Genomic DNA, 22,015 nt, shown 5'->3' on the forward strand with positions numbered 1-22,015 from the left:
TTCACGTACCCCCAGATATCGCTCGCATGGGCTCGTCCTCCGTGTCACGATGACGGCGCGGCCTATTCAGGGAGTGTCCGATGTGTGACAATCCGCTGCTACCCGACTCCGTCGCCCGCGCGCTGGCCGACTACCGTTCCCTGCGTGACGCCCACGGGCCCTGCTGGGGCGAGCCGCCCATCTCCTACGTCGACGAGGCGTGGGCCACCGTCTTCCTCGACGCCCGCCACAACTACCGGAGTGCGGCCATCAGCCAGCTGGCAGAGCGCTACCCCGAGGTCCCTCCCGACGAGCTCAACGACCGCTTGGGCGAGGTGGACCTGGACCGGCTGCTCCGCGACACCCTCGGCGGCGAAGTGCCGGACAACCTGCCGGCGCTGCGCCTGACGCCCGCGGGGGCCACGCTGGCCGCCGACACGCGGGTGGTGCTGGACGACGGCCCCTTCCGTACGGCGTTGTTGCTGGACTCCAGCTCGGACGAGCCGGTCGAGGTCGTCGTGGACGGCACGGCGCACGTGGTGCCGCCCCGCGGGGCCAAGGTGGTCGAGCTCGTGCGGGAGATCGCCGTCGGCGGCCGGCCCGTGGACCTGTCGCCACTGGCCAGGCGGGCCGCCGCGGCCACGATCCGGGTGCGGGCCGGGTTCCCCTGCCGGTGGAGCGTGACGAGCGCGAACGGACAAGGCTGGTATCCCGAGGGCGCACCGCCCAAGCTGGACGCCCGTCGCCGGCCGTACTTCCACGGTGACGACCTCATGATCACCGTGCCCGCCGAGCCGATCACCGTGACGGTGACCAGGGGCATGGAATACACCTCCGCCGAGGTCGTGGTGACCCCTGACGCGGGCCGGGAGACGCCGGTGGAGCTGACGCCCGAGCGGTTGTACGACGCCGCCGCCCGCGGCTGGTACGGCGGCGACCTGCACGTGCACCTCAACTGGATGGGCGAGGAGCCCGCCGCGCCCGCGCTGGCCGCGGCCGCGCAGCATGGGGAGGACCTGCACGTGCTCAACCTCGTGGCGGGCAACGTCGCGAGCGAGCGGGTCTACGACGTGGAGGCGCTGGAGCACTGGGTGGGCGAGGACCTGCCGTGGTCGGACGAGCGGCACCTGGCCAGGATCGGGGTGGAATACCGCAACGACCTGGTCGGCCACGTCAGCGCATTCGGCCTGCGAGACCTGCCCAAGCGTTACCACACGGGCTTCCTCGGCACGGTGGACTGGCCGCCCAACGCGGTCGCGCTCGAAGAGCTGCGCGCGCTGGGCGCGATCACCGGGTACGGGCATCCGTTCCACGTCCCCTTCGACGACGAGGACCCGCCCGACGTGGTGCTCGCCCGCGGGCGCAACTGCTCGGCCAGGGAGATCGTCGCCGACGCCGCCCTGGGTCTGATCGACACCTTGGACGTGCTCAACCACTCCTCTATCACGGCCACCGCCGCCGTCTACCGCCGCCTGATCGGCGCGGGCAACCGGCTCACCGTCACCGCGGGCACCGACGCCGTGCTGTCCTTCTGCCGCCGCGGCACCGCCTCCGGTCCCCCGGGCTGGGAGCGGGTCTACGCCAACGTGGCCGGCCCGCTCACCGCGGAGTCCTTCGCCGAGGCGATCCTGCTCGGCCGCACGTTCGCCACCACCGGGCCGTGGCTGGAGATCACGGTGAACGGGCACGGGCCCGGGAACACTCTGGAGCTGGCGCCCGGGCAGCGGGTGGAGATCGTGGCCGCCTCGATCGGGCCCGAGGTCGAGCACCTGGAGATCCACACCGCGGCGGGCATGCTGGCGCAGGGGCGGCCCGGGCGCCTGGTCACGTCGATGGAGGTGAGCGAGCCGACGTACGTGGTGGCCGTGGCCTCGGGCGGGCCCCATCCGCGGGCCTTCCATCGGCGCGGCGCGTACGCGCACAGCAGCCCGGTGTACCTGGACGTCGCGGGCGAGCACGTGGCCAGGGAGGCCGACGTGCGATGGTGCCTGGCATGGCTGGACCGGCTGGAGGCGGTGATCCGCGAGTTCGGCACGTTCGAGACCGACGATCAGCTGGGGGACCACCTGGAGCTGTACGAGCGGGCGCGGGCCGTCTACCGGGGGCGGCTCGCCTAGCCGGACCGGCCGCCCGTCTGTCCTTCCATGGCCAGGCTCACGCAGCAGCGGTTGTCGCCAGGTTCCAACCTGGCCTCCACTTTGGGCGGCGCGACGCTCTCCACCAGGCCGGTGATCAGAGCGTGGTTCATGTGGCAGACCAGTTCCCGCTGTGCCTCTGCGAGAGCGTGGAAGGGGCAGTTGGCCATGATGACGCGGGTGCTCTCGCGCCGCGGCTCGTACCCGTGCTCGCTGAGCGCCCCGACCGCGAGATCCAGCGCCGCCTGCGGGGTGGCGGGCCGGCCTTCGGCGGACACCGCCCCTCCGCCGATCGCGGCGCCGTGCTCGGCCGCCACCCGCCGGAGCACTTCCAGGATGGGCGCACCGGTCCCGGCCGACTCGGCGATCGCGTCGGCCATGAGCCGACCGGCGAGCAGGTAGTCGCGGCTGGGCAACGAGACGGCGAACTCGCGGGCCGCCCGGCGGTACAACTTCGCGCTGCGTCCCGCGCCCGGCCCCGTCCTTCCGGTGAGCCGGGCATAGACGGCCTCGAGCAGCCCTTCGGACTCGAGCCTGTCGAGATGGAACTTGGCCTTGTGGCGGGCGATCCCGATGGCCTCGGCGGCCTGGTCGCGGCTCACGGGTCCTGGCTGCGCGCACACGAACAGGTACAACTCCTGGCGTACGGGGTCGGCGAGGGTGCCGATGCCCGTGATGTTCTGATCGACTCCGCGCACCGGCCGGCCTTTCTAACGGAGAAAGCCATTGACGTTACATAGGTGGCCTTCTAACGTACAAAATAGCATCCGTTAGGAGCTCACCCATGAGTACTGATTTATCGACTCGCCTGAAGAATCCCTCTTATCAGGCATTCGCACTGCTGCGCACCGGATTCACGGTCGCGCCGATCCTGTTCGGGCTCGACAAGTTCACCAACATCCTGACCGAATGGACGGCGTACCTGGCGCCGTGGATCGACAACCTCGTCCCCGGCGACGCCGTGATGGCCATGAGGATCGTCGGTGTGATCGAGATCCTGGCGGGCCTGCTGGTCGGGTTCGCGCCGAGGATCGGGGCGTACGTCGTCGCCCTCTGGCTCGCCGGGATCATCGTCAACCTGCTGACGTTCTCCGGGTTCTACGACGTCGCGTTGCGCGACTTCGGCCTCATGATCGGGGCACTGGCGCTGGCCAGGCTGGCGCAGGCGCACACCAGGGACGCAGGCAGCTAGTCCTGGCGCACTACTTCCCGGCCGCCAATCCGGCCAGCACCCGCTCCAGACCCCAGCGGAACTGGCCGGTCGAGATGTACGCCGCGATGGCGTCCGCGGCGGCGTAGGTACGCGGGAAGGCCTCGGGTTCGATGTCGAACGCCACCCGGCGGGCGGCGATCCGCTCGGCCTCCGGCGGGACGGGGCCAGGCCCGCGTATCTCCGCCGCCTCCAGGGCTATCGAGCCCAGGACGTACACCATGACCGTGTAGGCGGCGCGCGGGTCGGGCAGCGCGGCCAGCAACGACTCGCCCACCCGTAGCGCGACCGGCCCACTGAAGGCGGCGCCGAGTATCGACGGGACCGCGGCGGGGTGACGCATCAGGACCTCGCGCAGGTTGAGCGCGAAGGCGGCGATGCGCTCGCCCGGCGGGCGGCCCTCGTCCTCCAGCAGTCCGAGGTCGGCCTCACCGAGCAGGCGGTCGGTCAGGGCGGTCACGATCGCGGCCCGGTCCGGGAAGTAGGTGTACAGCGCGCCGGGCGTCAGGCCCACGCGAGTGGCCAGCGCCCGCATGGTGAGCCCACCGGCGTCGATCAATTCCAGGGCGGCGTCGAGCACCGCCTTCTGGTCCACCGAACGTTGAGGTCCTCTCTTCACAAGACAACTCTAAACGGTGTTTAATGTTAAACACCGTTCAGAGTTAGGAGCCTGTGCCATGAGATGGACCCTGATCGCCGCCGTCGTCGCCGCGAACCTCGCCTTCGCCGGCCTCGCCGCCACCTTCGACTACCCCGGCGTACTCGCCGAGCCTCCCGGGCGGATCCTGGCCGCGTTCGCCGCCAATCAGGCGGTGGTGTCCGCCTGGTTCCTGCTGCTGGCGGTGAGCGCCCTGGCGCTCGTGCCCGCGGCGGTCTTACTGGGCCGGCTGCTGCCCCCGGGGCCGGCCGCCGCTCTGTCCATGCCGGTCGGCGTGCTCGCCGGCCTGGTGCAGGCGCTGGGGCTGCTGCGCTGGCCGTACGCGGTGCCGGCGCTGGCCCACGCGGCCGATCCGGGCGCCGCTGAGACGACGTTCGCCGCCCTGCACGGCTACCTCGGGACAGGGATCGGCGAGACCCTCGGTTACCTGCTCACCGCCGCCTGGACGGCGCTGGTGCTGGCCGCACTGCCACGGTCGCCGCGCTGGTTCGCGGTGGCCGGTGTGGTCTCGGCCGTGGCCATAGCCGCCGGCGTGCTCACGCCGCTCGCCGTGCCGGGTGCGGACCTGGTCAACTTCGCTGGGTACGTGGTGTGGAGCGTGTGGGCCCTGGTGCTGGCCGTCCTGCGTGATCGCCTCCTGCCCCCGCAGCAGGTGCACGCCTGACACGAACCGCGGCAGGGCTGCTCGACGGACCTAGGTCAGGGCCGCCGGCCCTGCCGGTCGACCACGCCGGAGGCGAGCAGGCTGCCCGGGTTTCTTCTTCGAGCTTTTTCTAGAGAACCAGCTTGAGTGAGGGGCGCTGGTCGGGCAGGCCGATGAGTTCGCGCACGCGGGCGATGGGCCAGGCCAGCTCCCGGGCCAGGGTGGCGGCGGTCAGGCCGGCCTCCCGGGTGGCCAGGTCGAAGGCGTGGGCCAGCAGGACGGGCTGTTCGCCCGGGTAGCCGGATACGGGCTCGTTGGTGAAGCCCGGCTGGTCGCGCAGCGCGGCCAGGCGCTGGTAGGCGCGGCTCGCGGCGGAGTCGGAGATCAGCCCCGTCTCGCGGCACCGGTAGAGCAGCGAATCGACCGACACGCCCCACGTCCGCCGCAATTCGGCGAGCTTGCGCAGGTCGGCGCGGAGCGGCAACTGGGGCAGGATGTTCTCGCGCGGCGTCAGGAACTCGGCGGCGAACGCGTCGGCCTCGCGCTCCTGGTGCGTGTCCCCGGCGGCGGTGTCGCCGTGCAGGACGAGGTGGCCCAGCTCGTGCGCGGCGGTGAAGCGGTGGCGGTAGATGTCGTCGAACCTGTTGGGGGTCAGCACGACGATCGGCCTGGGCAGGCTGGACGTGGAGAAGGCGTCGACGGTGACCGCGTCGGGGTCGTGCCGGGGGAAGGCGACGACGATGCCGTGCGCTTCCATGCGGCGTACGAGGTGGCTGATCGGCCCGGCGCCCAGCCCCCAGTGGGCGCGCAGCGCCCGGGCGGCGCCGGCCGGGTCGCGGGGCAGCGCCGAGTGCATCTCGCCGCCCGCGAACCCGGGCAGGTCCACGGCGGGCAGCTGGATACGCTTCTCCAGGGCGTAGGTCAGCTCCCACACCTGCTCGACGAACGCGACGGCCTTGGCCCGCTGGTAGGCACGGGTGGAGCGCAGGCTGCGGAAATGCGCCATGGAGCCGTCGAGCTTGCCGTGCGGGCGCCCGGGCAGGAAGAACGTCAGAGGAACCCCGAGCACCTCGGCCAGCAGCGGAATCAGGTCGGGGCGCGGCCGGGTGGCGCCTGCCTCGTACTGGCCGACCGCGGCGGGAGAGACGCCGAGGTGCTCGGCGACCTCCTTCTTGGTCAGGGCGGCCAGATGGCGGGCCTGAGTGAGACGGGTGGCGTCGAACGCGTCGGCGACGGCCTGCGGGGTCGGCCTGCCGGGTCGGAGACTACTCACCGCTCGCGGCTTCTGCCCTGAACGCGCGCGGCACCCGGGGGTTGAGCGCCGGCGTCGGCACGACGCCCTGATCGAAGGCGACCCCAGGCAACGACGTCTGCGCGGCCCCGGCGTCCTTGGCCAGCGGGATCCCCTCACAGTGATGCCAGCGCAGGCTCCCGGTGCGGTCCAGCAGCTCCGCCTCGCCCCACCAGGCGTCCAGCAGCCCGGCATGCGCGTTGCAGGCGTACGCGATCAGGACCAGGCTGGTGTCCTTGGGCAGATCGCCGAGCGCCTCGGCCACCGGCACCGCGTGCGGCGCCACGTCGGCCAGCGCGAGCTGCCGCATCATCGGCTCCGGCCCGAACCGATTGAACAGCGCCTGCACCAGGGCCGACGGCCGGCCCTCCCCGATGCGCGCACTCATCACGCTCACCGAGCGGTCCTTGGCGTAGCGGAATGGGAACAGCAGCTTGCCGTCCAACACCACCAGTTCGTGCGCCGACCCTGCGGGCTTGACGATCCGCACGTCCCCCATGTCCTCGAACGCCTCGGCCAGCGCCTCGAACTTGCGGGACATGAGCGTGAACCCGAACGGATGCGTGTGATCGGTCTGCGCCGCCGTCTGCGCGTCGCGGGCATTGTCCAGCGCGACCGACAGCGCCTCGGCGATCCCCTGTCTGATCACCGGCGCACGCTGCCCGAACGTCTCCTGGGCCCACCGCGACACCAGCATGCGCGCACCTCCGCAACGCTTTGCCCAGCAGCAACCGCACACCGGAGCCACTTTAATTTCCAACATCATAGTCCCGGCCGCGCTTCACGAAGCCCCTTCCCCTGAGGGCGTGTCGCGCCGGCCTCGCTGAGATGCTGTGCACGTGACCAGGTGGACCGCCAACTGTTCGATCCTCTCTACCGATCTGCCCCTTGTGGAGCGTCCCGCTGCGGCGGCCGATGGGTTCGGGGCGGTGGAGTTCTGGTGGCCGTGGCCGGGGCGCTCGGGTGAGCGGCGATGGAGCAGGACGAGCTCGCCCTGGAGATGCCGGCGGCCTGTGCGCGGGGCAGCCCCATGGCGGTGCAGCTGGTCAGGGCCGGGCACAGCGTGGCCGGCTACAACCGCTCACCGGCGAAGGGCAAGGCCCTGGCCGAGGAGGCAAGCCGCCGCGGCCTGCGCTACCTGGACGCGCCGGTCTCGGGCGGCGAGGCCGGTGCTCGGAATGCCGCTCTGTCGATCATGGTGGGCGGCGAGGGCGACGCCTTCGAGGCTGCCAAGCCGGTCTTCGACGCGGTCGGCAATACCGTGGTCCACGTGGGACCGAGCGGCGCGGGCCAGACGGTCAAGGCGGCCAACCAGCTCATTGTGGCCGCCAACATCGAGGCGCTGGCCGAGGCCGTGGTGTTCCTGCGGGCGTACCTCGTAACGAACGGCCGGAAACTGTCGGTGGGGACGGGTTCAATCGGCGGAATGGAGACGCAAGCACGTCAAGGGGCGTTCTGGGACATGGTCGCGGGCCGGGCTGCGCCGCCTGCCGCGGCGGACACGCTGGGCTGGGAGCTCCTGCACGTGGACCCCGACCAGGGGACCATTGAGGTGGCCTTCGAGGCGAGTGATCGGTTCACCAATCCCATGGGCGTGATACAGGGCGGCTTCCTGGCCGCGATGCTCGACGACACCCTCGGACCGGCGCTGGTGGCGACGTTGCCCGCGGGCGAGTTCGCGCCAACCCTCGACCTCCATGTCCAGTTCCTGCGCCCGGCCCGCCCCGGTCGGCTCGTGGGCCGCGGTCGGGTCGTACGGCGCGGCAGGCAGGTGTGCTTCATGGCCGGCGAGCTCCTGGGCCCGGATGGCGAGCCCGTGGCCGTGGCCACCGCCACCGCCCACATCCAGTCCCTCGACCCGCAGGCCCGACAGAGTGTTAACGAGTGAAAAATATCTTCGCAAAGATCTCGTCAGCGAAGGAAAATGTTGAGACGCTGAACTCCACCACAGCGCCCCCAGCCCTGAGGAGTGGTTCATGCGCAGATTACTGGCGATCGCCGTGGTCGCCATCCTGCCCTTAACGAACGTCACCGCCGCCCGCGCCCAGGAGCCCGCCGACCGCCAGCAGGCCTTCGCCGCGGCCGCCGAGGAGTTCCAGGTCCCGCAGAGCGTTCTGCTCGGCGTCTCCTACCTGGAGTCACGCTGGGACGCCCACGCCGGCCAGCCTTCCAGCGACGCCGGGTTCGGGCCCATGCACCTCACCGACGCGGCCGCGTACACCGGGTCCAACCATCACCACGAGGGTGAGGAGGACGCCCGCGGCGACGAGAGCCGGCCGCTGCCCGCATCCGAAGAGCAGCCTGAGCCCACCGAGATCCCCGCCTCCTTGCGCACCATGGAGCGGGCGGCCGAGCTGAGCGGCGAGAGCCACGAGCGGCTGCGAACGGACGACGCCGCCAACATCCGGGGCGGCGCGGCGCTGCTGGCCGACTACCAGAAGGCGCTCGGCGCGCCGCTGAGCGACGACCCGGGCGAGTGGTATGGCGCCGTGGCCAAATACTCGGGCGCCGAGGAGGCCGGCGCCGCCAAGTTCTTCGCCGACGAGGTCTTCACCACGATCAAGGAAGGCGCCGAGCGGACCACCGACGACGGGGAGCGGGTCCGGCTGCCGGCCGTGCCCGGCCTGGTGAAGATCGAGAAGTGGCTGGAGAAGCTCGGCCTGCGCCCGCCGCGGGCCGACGGCGTCGAATGCCCCGCCTCGGTCTCCTGCGAGTGGATCCCCTCGGCTTACCAGCAGTTGCCCAATGGCAACTACGGGCACTACGACCTGGCGAACCGGCCGGTCAGCCAGAAGATCGACTACATCATCATTCACGACATGGAGGGATATTTCCTGCCCTCTATCCGCCTCAACCAGGACCCGAACTACCGCGCGAGCTGGCAATACTCCATCCGCTCCACCGACGGCCACATCGCCCAGCACATCAAGAGCAAGGACGTCGCCTGGCAGGCCGGCAACTGGTACATCAACGCCAAGTCCATCGGCCTCGAGCACGAGGGCTTCCTGGCCGAGGGCAGCACCTGGTACACCGAGGCGATGTACCGCTCGTCCGCCCGCCTGGTCCGCTACCTGGCGCTCAGGCACGGCGTGCCGCTGGACCGCGCCCACATCCTGGGCCACGACAACGTGCCGGGCACGTTGCCGACGACGGTCAGGGGCATGCACGAGGACCCCGGCCCGTTCTGGGACTGGGCGCACTACTTCCAGCTGATGGGCGCGCCGCTGCACCAGTTCGGCGGGCCGCGGGCCGGGTCGATCATGATCAAACCGGACTTCGCCACGAACAAGCCGTACTTCTACGGCTGCGACCGCAAGAACCCGTCAGCCGCCTGCCCGCCGCTGCCCGCCGGCACCGTCTGGCTGCGTACCGAGCCACGCGCTGATGCGCCGCTGGTCAAGGACATCGGCAAGCACCCCACGGGCGAGTCCCTCTACAGCGTGTACGACCACAGCGCCCGCGCCAGCACCGGCCAGCGCTTCGCGGTGGCCGACCGACAGGGCGACTGGACGGCGATCTGGTATCTCGGCCAGAAGGCGTGGTTCCACAACCCGGCCGGCGCGCCGACCGCCATCCCGTCCATGGGCCTGGTCGTGACCCCGAAGCCGGGCAAGGCGACCGTCCCGGTGTACGGCAGGGCGTACCCGGAGCAGGAGGCGTACCCGCCGGGCATTCCCTACCAGGCCGTGACCCCGCTGCAGTACACGTTCTCGGCAGGCGAGAAGTACACCCTCGCCGGGCCGGCTGCCACGGAGTACTACCGCGCGGTCACGTTCAACCTGGAGGACCACAAGGTGGTCCGCGGCAAGACCAAGTATCTGGAGATCCAGTTCGGCCACCGCGTGATGTTCGTCAAAGCTGACGACGTGCAGGTGAGTTTCTCCGGGTGAACTCCTTGACGGCGCGCCTGGTGCTCGCGAGCGCCTCCTGAGAGGAGTCGTACGTGCGCTGGGCGACGCCGACGAACAAGCAGTCGACGACGAGGAGCTGGCTGATCCTGCTGGCCAGGGCGCCGGGACGGAACTCCGTCTCACGCCCGGCGGAGATCAGCACGTGCTCGGCCAGCTCCGCGATCGACGAGCGCGGGTTGTTGGTGATCGCGACCGTGGTCGCGCCCGCCTCCTTCGCCCGCAACAGGGGCTCGATCACGTCGGGGGTCTCCCCCGAGGTGCTGATCCCGATCGCCACGTCCCCGGCCCTGAGCAGGACCGCGCTGGTCAGCGCCAGGTGCGCGTCCTGGAAGGCATGGCTGGACAGGCCGATGCGCAGCAGCTTCTGCGCGACGTCCTCGGCCACGAGCCCGGAGGCGCCGACCCCGTAGGCGTCGATCCGCCGGGCCGCGACGATGGCGTCGACGACCAGGCCGAGCCGCTCCGAGGTCAGCTGGGCCACCGTGTCGTTGATCGCCTCGGACTCGGCCCGCGCGACCTTCTGGATCACCTCCGACAGCGGGTCGTCGGGGGCCAGGTCGCCGGGCACCAGCCGGTCCGGCTGCGCGGCGGCGGCCGCCAGGGCCAGGCGCAGCTGCGGATAGCCGGCGAACCCGAGGAGCCGGGCCGTCCGCACGATCGTGGCCTCGCTGGTGCCCGAGGCGGCGGAGAGCTCCGTGATAGTGCTCCTGGCCACCGTGGCGGGGTCTTCCAAGATGAGCCGGGCGACGGTCTGGGCGGCCGGCGTCAGGGACGGCAGCACACCGCGAACCGTGGCCACCAGAGTGTCGGCCCGCAGGCCGTTGCCGCTGTCGTCCACGGTCCCGATTATGCCCCCTGCCGCCAATGCCCGAGCAGGGCCGGAAGTGCCGTGATAGGTCGCGGTTAGCGCAACGTGCCGTTCGTCATGCCCGCGGGTTCCTCGGGCACGGCGATCAGCCCCAGTTCCGCAGGGGTCGCGAGGAGCGGGTGGTAGGGGACCACCCGGACGGTGTACCCGTAGGCACCCGTGCGGTCGAGCGGCACCGTGCCCGTGTAGTGCGCCCTCCCGTCGTCGTCCACCGACCCCACGGTCAGCTTCGCGTAGGAGGGATGCATCAGCTCGTCGTGCGGCCCGACCTTCCCATAGGCCGCCTCGACCAGCACGTCAGCGGCCTCCAGATCGCCGAGCGCGATGGTGGCGTGCAACTCCACGGTGGCGCCGACCTCAGGCGTGTCCCCCACGCCCGACGCCTCGACGTGCTCCACCCGGACGCCGGGCCAGGCCCGGGTGACCCGGACCCGCCAGGCGGCGAACGCCTTCGCCGGCGCGTGCGAGTCCACCGACAGCGCCCTGGCGGCCTTCGCGGCCGGGATGTAGAGGCCCACCACGTAGTCCCTGAGCATGCGCCCGGCGAGCACCTTGGGCCCGAGCGAGGCCAGGGTGTGCTTGACCATCTCCATCCAGCGCCGCGGCAGTCCGTCCATGGGACGGTCGTAGAACCGGTCGGACACCTCGTGCTCGATCAGGTCGTACAGGGCGGTGGCCTCCAGCTCGTCGCGCCGCTCCGGGTCGCTCACGCCGTCGGCGGTGGGGATGGCCCAGCCGTTGGTGCCGTCGTACCACTCGTCCCACCAGCCGTCGCGGATGGACAGGTTGAGCCCGCCGTTCAGCGCTGACTTCATGCCGGAGGTGCCGGACGCCTCCAGGGGCCGCAGCGGGTTGTTCAGCCACACGTCGCAGCCCTGGACCATGAGCTGGCCCAGCGCCATGTCGTAGTCCGGCAGGAACACGATCCGATGCCTGACGTGCTGCTGGTCGGCGAACTTGACGATCTGCTGGATCAGCTTCTTGCCGCCCTCGTCGGCGGGGTGGGCCTTGCCGGCGATCACGATCTGGACCGGCTTGTGCGGGTCGAGCAGGAGCTCGGCCAGCCGCTGGGGGTCGCGCAGCATGAGCGTGAGCCGCTTGTACGACGGCACGCGCCGGGCGAAGCCGATCGTCAGCACGTCGGGGTCGAGCGCGTCGTCGATCCACCCCAGCTCGGCGTCGGAGGCGCCGCGCTCGCGCCAGGCCTTGCGGAGGCGGATCCTGGCGCCCTCGACCAGGCGGCGCCGTTGCGTGCCCCTGATCTTCCAGATGTCGCTGTCGGGGATCTTCTGGATGCCCTCCCAGCCGCGGGCCCGCTCCAGCAGCGAGGGAAGCTCGCGGCCGGCCAGCTCCATGAGCTCGCGGCCGACCCAGGTCGGGGCGTGCACACCGTTGGTGATGGATCCGATCGGGACCTCGTCCACGTCGAATCCCGGCCAGAGGGCCTTGAACATGTCCCTGCTGACGTGGCCGTGCAGCTCGGACACGCCGTTGACCCGCTGGGCCAGCCGCATGCCCATGACCGCCATGTTGAACCGGCTGGGGTCGGCCTCCGCACCCAGCGCCAGGATGCGCTCGACGGGCACGGTGGGCCAGGCGGCCGAGCCGCCGAAGTGGCGCTCGATCATGTCGCGGGGGAACCGGTCGATGCCCGCGGGCACGGGCGTGTGCGTGGTGAACACCGTGCCCGCCCGCACGGCCTCCAGCGCCTCGTCGAAGGAGAGGCGGGCCTCGGTCAGCTCGCGGATGCGCTCCAGGCCGAGGAAGCCGGCGTGGCCCTCGTTGGTGTGGAAGACCTCGGGCTCGGCATGGCCGGTGATGCGGCAGTAGGCCCTGATGGCGCGCACGCCGCCGACGCCCAGCAGCAGCTCCTGCATGAGCCGGTGGTCGGTGCCGCCGCCGTAGAGGCGGTCGGTGATGTCGCGGGCAGGATTGTCGTTGTCGGCCACATCGGAGTCGAGCAGCAGCAGCGGCACCCGGCCCACCTGCGCCACCCACACCTGCGCGTGCAGCACGCGCTCCTCCGGCAGGGCCAGGCGGATCTTGACGGCGGTGCCGTCGGGCTCCTTGAGCAGGGACAGCGGCAGGCCGCCCGCATCGAGCGACGGGTAGTGCTCGAGCTGCCAGCCCTCGGGCGAGAGCGACTGCGTGAAGTAGCCGTGCCGGTAGAGCAGGCCGACCGCGAGGATCGGCACGCCCAGGTCGCTGGCCGCTTTGAGGTGGTCGCCCGCCAGGATGCCGAGGCCGCCGGAATACTGCGGCAGCGCGGCCGCGATGCCGTATTCCGGCGAGAAATATGCGATGGCGGCGGCGCTGTCGGGCAGCGTCTGATACCAGCGCGGTGAGGTCATGTATTCGCGCAGGTCGTCGGCGGCGTCGGCGAGACGGCGCAGGAAGCGGCGGTCGGCGGCCAGCTCGGTCAGCCGGGCCGGTGTGACGGCGCCGAGCAGGGCCACGGGATCGTGCCCGACCTGCTCCCAGAGCTCCGCGTCGACCTCGGCGAAGAGGTCCATCGTCTCCGGGTGCCATGACCAGCGGAGATTGTGCACGAGCTCGCCGAGGGCGGCCAGCTCCGCGGGCAGAACGGTGCGGACGGTGAACCGGCGGATTGCTCTCACGATGTGCACCCTACGGGCTAGGAGGGACCAGTCAGTCCTTCACCCCCAGGAACGCCCTTCAAACCCCTTCCGGGAACAAGCATGAAGAGGGAGCATTGGGGCAACTTTCCATGTTGTTGGGCTCTCCCGCACCACACTCGGGAGGTCTATCCGCTGCTGTCCACAATTTACGTGCAAGGATCGTTCCTGCTGAGGAAAGCCTCCGGCGGCACCGGGTGCGCCGCCGCAAACCCTTGAAATGCGATGATCGGACGAATTCCCATCTCGGACATCTCCCCCGTCGTCGACTGCGGGCAGTGGCCCGCCAAAGCGGTCGCCGGCGAGACCTTCCGGGTCTCGGCGACCGTGTTCAGAGAGGGCCACGACGCCGTGGCCGCGGGCGTGGTGCTCACCGCGCCCGACGGGCAGCGTGGTCGGCTGAGACCGATGCGCGAGCTCGCGCCCGGCACCGATCGCTGGGGCGTGGACGTGTCCCTGCCCGCGGAGGGCGACTGGCTCTTCCGCGTGGAGGCGTGGAGCGACCCGATCCACACGTGGCTGCACGACGCGGAGATCAAGATCCCGCGCGGCATGGACGTCGATCTCATGTGCGAGGAAGGCGCCCGGCTCTTCGAGCGGGCCGCCAAGGCCGTGCGCACGCCGGACTGCCCCAACGGCGCACCCACGAGCGGCAGTGGCCGCAATAACGGCGGCAATAACGGTACAAAAGGGCAAAAAAAGGGGAACGGCAACGGCGAGAGCACCTGCGGGCACCGGGCGGCGCTGCTGTCGATCTCCGCCACGCTGCGTGATGAGAACCTGGACCCCCGAGCCCGGTTGTCGATCGCGCAGTTGCCCGAGACCGCCGCATTGCTGGACGCGCACCCCTACCGCGAGATGGTGACCCGGTCCAAGTCCCACAAGATCAGAGTGGACCGGCGCCGGGCGCTCTACGGCTCGTGGTACGAGTTCTTCCCCCGGTCGGAGGGGGCGATCGTCAGCGACAACGGCATCTCCAAGTCCGGAACCTTCCAAACAGCCGCGAAGAGGCTCCCCGCGGTCGCCAAGATGGGGTTCGACGTCGTCTACCTGCCGCCCGTCCACCCCATCGGCAGCACGTTCAGGAAGGGCCGCAACAACACGCTGAGCCCGGAGCCCGACGACCCCGGTTCCCCCTGGGCGATCGGGTCGGAGGACGGCGGCCACGACGCGGTGCACCCGGACCTGGGCACGATCGAGGACTTCGACGAGTTCGTGGCGCGCACGCGCGAGCTGGGCATGGAGGTCGCCCTGGATCTCGCGCTGCAGTGCTCGCCCGACCACCCGTGGGTCAAGGAGCACCCCGAGTGGTTCACGATCAGGGCCGACGGCTCGATCGCCTACGCCGAGAACCCTCCGAAGAAATACCAGGACATCTATCCGGTCAACTTCGACAAGGATCCCGAGGGCATCTACGCCGAGGTCAAGCGGGTGGTGCGGCACTGGATGGACCACGGGGTGCGGATCTTCCGGGTGGACAACCCGCACACCAAGCCGGTGGGGTTCTGGGAGCGGCTGCTGGCCGACATCCACACGACCGACCCGGATGTGATCTTCCTGTCGGAGGCGTTCACCCGGCCGGCGATGTTGCGCACGCTGGCCAAGATCGGCTTCCACCAGTCGTACACGTACTACACGTGGAAGAACTCCAAGTACGACGTGGAGACGTACCTCGCGGAGCTCTCCCAGGAGACCTCGGCCTACCTGCGGCCGAACCTGTTCGTGAACACGCCGGACATCCTGCACGAATACCTGCAGCACGGCGGGATCCCGGCGTTCAAGATCAGGGCGGTGCTGGCCGCGCTCACGTCGCCGACCTGGGGCGTGTATTCAGGGTACGAACTCGGCGAAAGTATCCCGGTTCGCCCAGGCAGCGAGGAATATCTAGATAGTGAGAAATATCAGTACAAGCCCCGCGATTGGATTACGGCCGAACGCGAAGGGCGCAGCCTGGCTCCCTTCATCACCCACCTGAATTTGTTCCGAAGAGCGCATCCGGCGCTGCAGGAATTGCGTAATCTACGATTCCACAGGGTCGACCAACCGGACATCGTCTGCTTCTCCAAGCGGCTTCCTGGCGCCTATGACACGGCCACACGAAGGCACGGGCTGGGCGACGTCGTTCTGGCGGTCGTCAACCTGGATCCGCACCACACCCACGAGGCATCCGTTGATCTTGACCTGCCCGCGCTCGGACTCGACTGGGGCGCCGAATTCGTCGTCGACGACGAGCTCTCCGGCGAGTCCTACCGGTGGAGGCAGAGCAACTATGTACGCCTCGACCCTCATATCCAGCCTGCCCACATTCTCACCGTCCGAGCCGCGCCACGGTAGAACAGATTCAGCGGGGAGTCTTCAACGTGTGTGAAAGCGCCTCCCTCATGAGCACTCGGCGAGGGCGCTCATGAGCTCCACCACACCCATTCCCAACACCTTTGACGAGGAAAAGCCGCGCGATCCTTACTGGTACAAGCGGGCGGTCTTCTACGAGGTCCTGATCAGAGGCTTCGCCGACTCCAATGGGGACGGCACGGGTGACATCCGTGGCCTCATCAGCAAGCTCGACTACCTGCAATGGCTGGGCGTCGACTGCCTCTGGCTGCTGCCGCTGTACGAGTCGCCGCTGCGGGACGGCGGCTACGACATCGCCGACTTCATGAAGATCCTGCCCGAGTTCGGGGATCTGGGGGACTTCGTACGGCTCGTCGATGAGGCGCACAAGCGCGGCATGCGGGTCATCGCCGACCTGGTCATGAACCACACCAGCGACGCGCACCCGTGGTTCCAGGCCTCGCGGCACGATCCCGAGGGACCGTTCGGCGACTTCTACGTGTGGTCCGACACCGATGAGAAGTACCAGGACGCCCGGATCATCTTCATTGACACCGAGACGTCCAACTGGACCTACGACCCCGTGCGCGGCCAGTACTACTGGCATCGCTTCTTCCACCACCAGCCGGACCTCAACTACGAGAACCCGGACGTTCAGGAGGCCATGCTGGAGGTGCTGCGGTTCTGGCTGGACCTGGGCATCGACGGGTTCCGCCTGGACGCGGTGCCCTACCTCTTCGAGGAGGAGGGCACCAACTGCGAGAACCTCCCGAGGACGCACGAATACCTCAGGCGCATCCGCACCGAGGTGGACCGGCTCTTCCCGGACCGGGTGCTGCTCGCCGAGGCCAACCAGTGGCCGTCGGACGTGGTGGAGTACTTCGGCGACCCGGTAGGCGGTGGGGACGAATGCCACATGGCCTTCCATTTCCCGCTGATGCCTCGCATCTTCATGGCCGTACGCCGGGAGTCCCGTTACCCCATCTCCGAAATCTTGGCCCAAACGCCGAAGATTCCTGAGCACTGCCAGTGGGGGATCTTCCTCCGCAACCACGACGAGCTGACGCTCGAGATGGTCACGGACGAAGAACGCGACTACATGTACACCGAATACGCCAAGGACCCCCGCATGCGGGCGAACGTCGGCATCCGCCGCCGCCTGGCCCCCCTGCTGGAGAACGACCGCAACCAGATCGAGCTGTTCACCGCGCTGCTCCTGTCGCTGCCCGGCTCCCCCGTGCTGTACTACGGCGACGAGATCGGCATGGGCGACAACATCTGGCTCGGCGACCGGGACGGCGTCCGCACGCCCATGCAGTGGGACCCGGACCGCAACGCCGGCTTCTCCGACTGCGACCCGGGGCGGCTCTACCTGCCGGTGATCATGGACCCGATCTACGGCTACCAGGCCATCAATGTCGAGGCCATGCAGAAGAACGCCGGTTCGCTGCTGCACTGGACCCGGCGCATGATCGAGATCCGCAAGCGGCACCCCGTGTTCGGTCTCGGCGAGTACATCGAGCTCAATTCGTCCAACCCCAGCGTGCTCGCGTTCGTGCGAGAGCTGGGTGATGACCGGATGCTCTGCGTGAACAACCTGTCACGCTTCCCGCAACCGGTCGAACTCGACCTGCGCAGATTCGTCGGCGTCTCCCCCGTGGAAACCATGGGGGGCGTGCCATTTCCGGCAATTGGCGAACTTCCGTATCTTTTGACGCTACCTGGGCATGGGTTCTACTGGTTCACACTCCCGCCGGCCATAACCCAGGAGGAGTAGGACGTGCTTGCTGAGCTCCTTGCCGCATGGATCAGCCGACAGCGATGGTTCGGCGGCAAGGGGCGCCCGATCGACCAGCTATCGATCGACTCGGACGTCGAGCTGACGCCCGGGCTCAGACACTTGATCGTCGCCATCTGGCAGGACGGGTCGCGCGACCGCTACCAGCTCCTGCTCGGCGAGCGCACGGAGCTTCCCGACCGGCTGGCCCACGCCCTGATCGCCACGGTCGACGACATCTACCTGTACGACGCCGCACACGACCCCGACCGCACCGGCTGGCTGCTCGAGGGCATGGGCCACGACGAGACCCGCAGCGGCCTGCGCATGCGCCACGTCCCCGGCATCGAGATCGACACCTCGCCGCGCAGCCTGGTGCTCGGGGCCGAGCAGTCCAACACCTCTCTCGTGTACGGCGACGCCTACATCTGCAAGCTCTTCCGCCGCCTCATCCCCGGCATCAACCCGGAGCTGGAGATCATCACCGCCCTGGCCGCCAGGAAAGCCCCGCACATCGCGCAGCCGTACGGGTGGATCGAGACCGATCTCGACGGCACGGACACCACTCTGGCGATCATGCAGGAGTTCCTGTCCAACGCCAACGACGGCTGGGACCTGGCGCTGGCCAGCGTGCGCGACCTGTACGCCTCCATGCCCGAGGTCACGGCCGCCGACGCGGGAGGCGACTTCGCGGCCGAGTCGCATCGGCTCGGCGTCGCCACCGCCCAGGTGCACCACGAGCTGGCGGCCGCCTTCCCCACGGACGTCGTCGAGTCCCACGATGTCAAGCGCATGGCGGAGGCCTTCAGACGCCGGCTGGGCCGGGCCGTGGCCGAGGTGCCGGAGCTGCGGCAGCACGTGGGTGTCCTGGAGGACGCCTATCACCAGGTGGAGCAGCTCACCACCGAAGTGTTCGTGCAGCGGGTTCACGGGGACTACCACCTGGGCCAGGTCATGCGCACCCCCACCGACTGGGTGGTGCTGGACTTCGAGGGCGAGCCCGGGCAGCCGCTGGCCGAGCGCAGGGCGCTGTCGTCGCCGCTGCGTGACGTGGCGGGGATGCTGCGCTCGTTCGACTACGCCGCCAGGCACCTGCTGGCCGGCCATCCGGAGGCGGCCGAGCTGGAGCCCAGGGCCCAGGAGTGGGCGGACCGCAACCGGACCGCCTTCATGGAGGGATACATGGAGGGCGGCGGCGGGATCAACCGCGGGGACGCGGCGCTGCTGCGGGCGTTCGAGCTGGCGAAGGCGGTGTACGAAGTGGTCTACGAGGCCAGGAACCGGCCCACCTGGTTGCCCATCCCCTTGGCCGCCTTCCGGCCGCGCTAGGAGAGCTCCCCGAGGTCACGCCGCTCGGACGACGCCCTTGGCGATCAACGGGTCTGCCTCGGCTGCGAAAACTGTCGGAGCGTGAGGCTATGGTCTGCTCGGACTGGGCTATGGGGGGTGGATGTGCGTTTCGGGGTGCTGGGGCCGCTCGCCGTGTGGACGGCGGACGGGGAGCCGGTCCGGGTGGTCGAGACCAAGGTCCGGGCGCTCCTCGCCGGCCTGCTGATCCACGCCGGCCAGACGGTCTCCGCCGACCGACTGGTCGAGGACCTGTGGGGCGATCGCCCGCCCGCTGACGCGCCCGCCGCGCTGCGGGTGAAGGTGTCGCAGCTGCGCGGGGTGCTCGAGGATCGAAAGCTGGTGGCCTACCGGGCTCCTGGATACGTGCTGCGCGTGGAGCCGGACACGGTGGACGCCGGCCGGTTCGAGACGCTGCTCGGGCGCGCGCAACACGCCGACGACCCCGGCGAACGGGCCTCGCTGCTGCGGCAGGCGCTGGCGCTGTGGCGCGGCGGCGCCTATGCCGAGTTCGCCGACGAGCCGTTCGCGCAGGCCGCCGTGGCACGGCTGGACGAGCAGCGGCTCGTGGCGATGGAGGAGCTGGCCGAGGCCCGGCTCGGGCTGGGCGAGCACGCGCTGGTCGCCGCCGAGCTGGCCGACCTGGTGGCCCGGCATCCGCTGCGCGAGCGGCTGCGGGCCGTGCACGTGCGGGCGCTCTATCTGGCCGGGCGGCAGAGCGAGGCGCTGGCGGCGTATGAGGATCTGCGGCGCCGGCTGCGGGAGGAGTTCGGGGCGGACCCGTCGGCCGAGCTGGCCGGCCTGCACCGGGCGATCTTGCGCCAGGATCCGGCGCTGGACGTGGCCGCTGCCCGGCCTCCGACCAACCTGCCCGCGTCCCTGAGCGGTCTGGTGGGGCGGGAGGAGGCGGTGACCGAGGTCCGTGCCCTGCTGCGCGCCAACCGGCTCGTCACGCTCACGGGGCCGGGAGGCGTCGGCAAGACGCGGCTGGCCCTGGCGGCCGCCGACCTGTTCGCGGGCGCCCCGGGAGTGGCGCCGGGCGGCGGCGGGTTCGACGGCGGGGTGTGGCTGGTCGAGCTGGCCTCGCTCCGTGCCGGGGCGCCGGAGGTCGAGGTGGCGGAGGCGATCGCCGGTGTGCTCGGCCTGCGTGACGACATGCCGCACTGCATGCTGGAGCGGCTGGCCGCCACGCTGGGGGCCAAGCGGACGCTGCTCGTGCTGGACAACTGCGAGCACGTGGTCGAGCAGGTGGCCGCACTGGCGAGCAGGCTGCTGCGCGCCGCCCCGGGACTGCACGTCATGGCCACCAGCCAGGAGTCGCTGCGGATCGAGGGCGAGAGCCTATGGAGCGTGCCGCCGCTCGGACGCGAGGCGGCCGTCGAGCTGTTCACGACCCGGGCGGGCATCGAGCCGGACGCCGACGTGGTGGAGGTCTGCGCGCGGCTGGACGGCATCCCCCTGGCCCTGGAGCTGGCCGCCACGAGGATGCGGACCCTGACCCCGCGCCAGCTCGCCGACCGCCTCGACGACCGCTTCCGGCTGCTCGCCTCGGGTGCGCGCGACGCCCCGGCCAGGCAGCAGACGTTGCGGGCGATGATGGACTGGAGCTGGGAGTTGCTCTCCCGGCACGAGCAGGTGGTGTTGCGGCGGCTGGCCGCGCACGCCGACGGGTGCGCGCTGGAGGCGGCCGAGGACGTGTGCGCGGAGCCGGGCGTGGACGTGCTCGACCTGCTGGCCAGGCTGGTGGACCGGTCGCTGGTGGTGCGGGCCGCGGGGCCGCGTTTCCGGCTGCTGGAGTCGGTCGCGGCCTACTGCCGGGAACGGTTGCGGGAGGCCGGCGAGGACGACCTGATCGCACTGCGGCACGTCCGCTACTACACGGCCCTGGCCGAGCGGGCGGAGCCGCACCTGAGAGGGCACGAGCAGCGGCGCACGCTCGCGCTGCTCGACGCCGAGGGCGCCAACCTGAGAGCGGCCCTGGAGACGGCCGTGCGGCTCGGCGCGGCCGGCGAGGCGGTGCGGCTGGTGAACGCGATGGCCTGGTATTGGGTTCTGCGCGGCAGGCTCGGCGAGGGCCGGCGGGCGCTGGAGAGCGCCCTGGCCGTCCGCGGCGGTGCGGCCGAGACCGAGGTGTGGCTGGCCGGGCTGCGGGCGCTGGCGGGGCAGCCCCAGGTGCCGGACGCCGCGGTGTTCGAGGCCATCGAGGATCCGCTGTCCAGGGCCAGGGCGAGGTGGTTCGCCGGGTTCGCGCTCTACGGCTACCACCACCTGGCGGCGAGCGTGGACCTGGTGCGCGAGGCGTTGGCATGCTTCAGGGAGCTGGGCGACACGTGGGGCACGGCGGCGGCGCTGAGTGTGCTCGCCCGCAACGCCGCCATGCGCGGCGACCTGGAGGCGCTGCGGCGGGACGGCGAGCAGGGGTTGGTGCTGTTCAGACAGGTCGGCGACCGGTGGGGCGAGATGCGGGCCGCGGAGAACCTCGGCACGCTCGCCGAGATCACCGGCGACTACGACCGGGCTGCCGAGCTGCGCATGGAGGGTCTGCGGATGGCCGAGGAGCTGGGGCTGTGGAGCTCGGTGTCCGACGCGCTGTCGCGGTTGGGCAGGATCGCCCTTCTGACGGGCGACCACGCGGCGGCCGACGATTACCACGAGCGGGCCAGGCGGCTCGCGGCGGCGCAGTCGAACCGGCCCGCGGAGGAGTTCGCCGAGCTGGGGCTCGCGCTGTCGGCCCGGCGGCAGGGGCGGCTGGAGGAGGCCGAGCGGTGGCTGCGTAAATGGCTGGACTGGGTCAGGGACGTGGCGGGCGAGTCAGGGGCCGCGCTGATCCTGGCCGAGCTGGGGTTCGCCGCCGAGCAGCGGGGCGACGCGGCGGCCGCGCTGGAGCTGCAGTCACAGGGCCTCGCGGCGGCCCGCAAGGTCGGCGACCCGCGCGCCATGGCGCTGGCGCTGGAGGGCCTGGCAGGGGCACGGGCGCTCGCCGGACGGCACGAGGAGGCGGCGTTACTGCTGGGCCAGGCGGCGGCGCTCAGGTCGTCCGTGGGCGCCCCGCTGCCGGCCGGCGAGCGCGGTGACGTGGATCGGATCAGCGCCGCGGTGGAGGCGGCCCTGGGCCGGGAGGAGGCCGCGGCGGCGGTGTCCCGTGGTGCGGCCCTGCCGCTCGATGACCTACTGTCCGACTACGACCAGTTCGATTAGGACGCCGGGGACCCCGACGGCCAAGAACGCG

General features: G+C 70.5%; 15 protein-coding genes. 9 read left to right on the forward strand and 6 right to left on the reverse strand.

What is annotated here, in order from left to right; genetic code table 11:
• Positions 1-80 precede the first annotated feature (80 nt).
• The gene (locus tag ACTWQA_RS06420; RefSeq protein WP_443158333.1) at positions 81-2,096 is read left to right on the forward strand and encodes a CehA/McbA family metallohydrolase; all 2,016 of its coding nucleotides are present in this window, start codon (positions 81-83) and stop codon (positions 2,094-2,096) included.
• On the opposite strand, the gene ACTWQA_RS06425 is transcribed toward ACTWQA_RS06420, so the two are convergent.
• The gene (locus ACTWQA_RS06425; RefSeq protein WP_443158334.1) at positions 2,093-2,812 is read right to left on the reverse strand and encodes a helix-turn-helix transcriptional regulator; all 720 of its coding nucleotides are present in this window, start codon (positions 2,810-2,812) and stop codon (positions 2,093-2,095) included. The two genes, ACTWQA_RS06420 and ACTWQA_RS06425, sit on opposite strands and share 4 nt — an antisense overlap.
• Before the next feature lie 86 nt (positions 2,813-2,898).
• Here ACTWQA_RS06425 and ACTWQA_RS06430 point away from each other — a divergent pair, with 86 nt between their 5' ends.
• Positions 2,899-3,306: a hypothetical protein gene (locus ACTWQA_RS06430; RefSeq protein WP_443158335.1), complete on the forward strand. Its 408-nt coding sequence runs from the start codon at positions 2,899-2,901 to the stop codon at positions 3,304-3,306.
• A gap of 10 nt (positions 3,307-3,316) precedes the next feature.
• On the opposite strand, the gene ACTWQA_RS06435 is transcribed toward ACTWQA_RS06430, so the two are convergent.
• Entirely contained in the window at positions 3,317-3,943 is a 627-nt protein-coding gene (locus ACTWQA_RS06435; protein WP_443158336.1) for a TetR/AcrR family transcriptional regulator, read from the reverse strand.
• Positions 3,944-4,001: 58 nt separating this feature from the next.
• Here ACTWQA_RS06435 and ACTWQA_RS06440 point away from each other — a divergent pair, with 58 nt between their 5' ends.
• Positions 4,002-4,646: a DUF4386 family protein gene (locus tag ACTWQA_RS06440; protein WP_443158337.1), complete on the forward strand. Its 645-nt coding sequence runs from the start codon at positions 4,002-4,004 to the stop codon at positions 4,644-4,646.
• Positions 4,647-4,755: 109 nt separating this feature from the next.
• On the opposite strand, the gene ACTWQA_RS06445 is transcribed toward ACTWQA_RS06440, so the two are convergent.
• Both ACTWQA_RS06445 and ACTWQA_RS06450 read right to left on the reverse strand, forming a co-directional pair.
• The gene (locus ACTWQA_RS06445) at positions 4,756-5,898 is read right to left on the reverse strand and encodes a helix-turn-helix domain-containing protein (protein WP_443158338.1); all 1,143 of its coding nucleotides are present in this window, start codon (positions 5,896-5,898) and stop codon (positions 4,756-4,758) included.
• A complete protein-coding gene (locus ACTWQA_RS06450) occupies positions 5,891-6,613 on the reverse strand; it encodes a hypothetical protein (RefSeq protein WP_443158339.1) in 723 nt (240 codons plus the stop codon). The genes ACTWQA_RS06445 and ACTWQA_RS06450 overlap by 8 nt, the downstream gene beginning before the upstream one ends.
• A 276-nt stretch (positions 6,614-6,889) precedes the next feature.
• Between ACTWQA_RS06450 and ACTWQA_RS06455 the strand changes: the two genes are divergently transcribed.
• Positions 6,890-7,804: an NAD(P)-binding domain-containing protein gene (locus ACTWQA_RS06455; RefSeq protein ID WP_443158340.1), complete on the forward strand. Its 915-nt coding sequence runs from the start codon at positions 6,890-6,892 to the stop codon at positions 7,802-7,804.
• 88 nt (positions 7,805-7,892) lie between these two features.
• On the forward strand, positions 7,893-9,806 hold the full coding sequence (locus ACTWQA_RS06460; protein ID WP_443158341.1) for an N-acetylmuramoyl-L-alanine amidase: 1,914 nt from the start codon (positions 7,893-7,895) through the stop codon (positions 9,804-9,806).
• On the opposite strand, the gene ACTWQA_RS06465 is transcribed toward ACTWQA_RS06460, so the two are convergent.
• The gene (locus tag ACTWQA_RS06465) at positions 9,769-10,665 is read right to left on the reverse strand and encodes a MurR/RpiR family transcriptional regulator (RefSeq protein WP_305916713.1); all 897 of its coding nucleotides are present in this window, start codon (positions 10,663-10,665) and stop codon (positions 9,769-9,771) included. The two genes, ACTWQA_RS06460 and ACTWQA_RS06465, sit on opposite strands and share 38 nt — an antisense overlap.
• A gap of 65 nt (positions 10,666-10,730) precedes the next feature.
• Positions 10,731-13,313 (reverse strand): alpha-glucan family phosphorylase, encoded by a 2,583-nt coding sequence (glgP, locus tag ACTWQA_RS06470; protein WP_443158342.1) that lies wholly within the window; start codon positions 13,311-13,313, stop codon positions 10,731-10,733.
• 243 nt (positions 13,314-13,556) lie between these two features.
• Between glgP and ACTWQA_RS06475 the strand changes: the two genes are divergently transcribed.
• The 4 genes from ACTWQA_RS06475 (at position 13,557) to ACTWQA_RS06490 (ending at position 21,984) form a co-directional block, all read left to right on the forward strand.
• Positions 13,557-15,665, forward strand: a complete 2,109-nt coding sequence (locus ACTWQA_RS06475; protein WP_443158343.1) for an alpha-1,4-glucan--maltose-1-phosphate maltosyltransferase — start codon at positions 13,557-13,559, stop codon at positions 15,663-15,665.
• A gap of 70 nt (positions 15,666-15,735) precedes the next feature.
• Entirely contained in the window at positions 15,736-17,439 is a 1,704-nt protein-coding gene (gene treS, locus ACTWQA_RS06480; RefSeq protein WP_305916716.1) for a maltose alpha-D-glucosyltransferase, read from the forward strand.
• A gap of 3 nt (positions 17,440-17,442) precedes the next feature.
• The gene (locus ACTWQA_RS06485; protein WP_443158344.1) at positions 17,443-18,768 is read left to right on the forward strand and encodes a maltokinase N-terminal cap-like domain-containing protein; all 1,326 of its coding nucleotides are present in this window, start codon (positions 17,443-17,445) and stop codon (positions 18,766-18,768) included.
• A 117-nt stretch (positions 18,769-18,885) separates the two neighbouring features.
• Complete coding sequence (locus tag ACTWQA_RS06490) at positions 18,886-21,984, forward strand: BTAD domain-containing putative transcriptional regulator (RefSeq protein ID WP_443158345.1); 3,099 nt, start codon at positions 18,886-18,888, stop codon at positions 21,982-21,984.
• The last annotated feature ends 31 nt before the right edge of the window (positions 21,985-22,015 follow it).

The sequence above is a fragment of the Nonomuraea sp. 10N515B genome, from assembly GCF_052245915.1.
GTDB lineage: Bacteria > Actinomycetota > Actinomycetes > Streptosporangiales > Streptosporangiaceae > Nonomuraea.

What these genes read in the sequence shown, in the direction of transcription:
- ACTWQA_RS06420 (WP_443158333.1), top strand. Translation starts at nt 81, where the DNA reads ATGTGTGACAATCCGCTGCTACCCGACTCCGTCGCCCGCGCGCTGGCC.
- ACTWQA_RS06430 (WP_443158335.1), top strand. Translation starts at nt 2,899, where the DNA reads ATGAGTACTGATTTATCGACTCGCCTGAAGAATCCCTCTTATCAGGCA.
- ACTWQA_RS06440 (WP_443158337.1), top strand. Translation starts at nt 4,002, where the DNA reads ATGAGATGGACCCTGATCGCCGCCGTCGTCGCCGCGAACCTCGCCTTC.
- ACTWQA_RS06450 (WP_443158339.1), bottom strand. Translation starts at nt 6,613, where the DNA reads ATGCTGGTGTCGCGGTGGGCCCAGGAGACGTTCGGGCAGCGTGCGCCG.
- ACTWQA_RS06455 (WP_443158340.1), top strand. Translation starts at nt 6,890, where the DNA reads ATGGAGCAGGACGAGCTCGCCCTGGAGATGCCGGCGGCCTGTGCGCGG.
- ACTWQA_RS06460 (WP_443158341.1), top strand. Translation starts at nt 7,893, where the DNA reads ATGCGCAGATTACTGGCGATCGCCGTGGTCGCCATCCTGCCCTTAACG.
- ACTWQA_RS06475 (WP_443158343.1), top strand. Translation starts at nt 13,557, where the DNA reads ATGATCGGACGAATTCCCATCTCGGACATCTCCCCCGTCGTCGACTGC.
- treS (WP_305916716.1), top strand. Translation starts at nt 15,736, where the DNA reads ATGAGCTCCACCACACCCATTCCCAACACCTTTGACGAGGAAAAGCCG.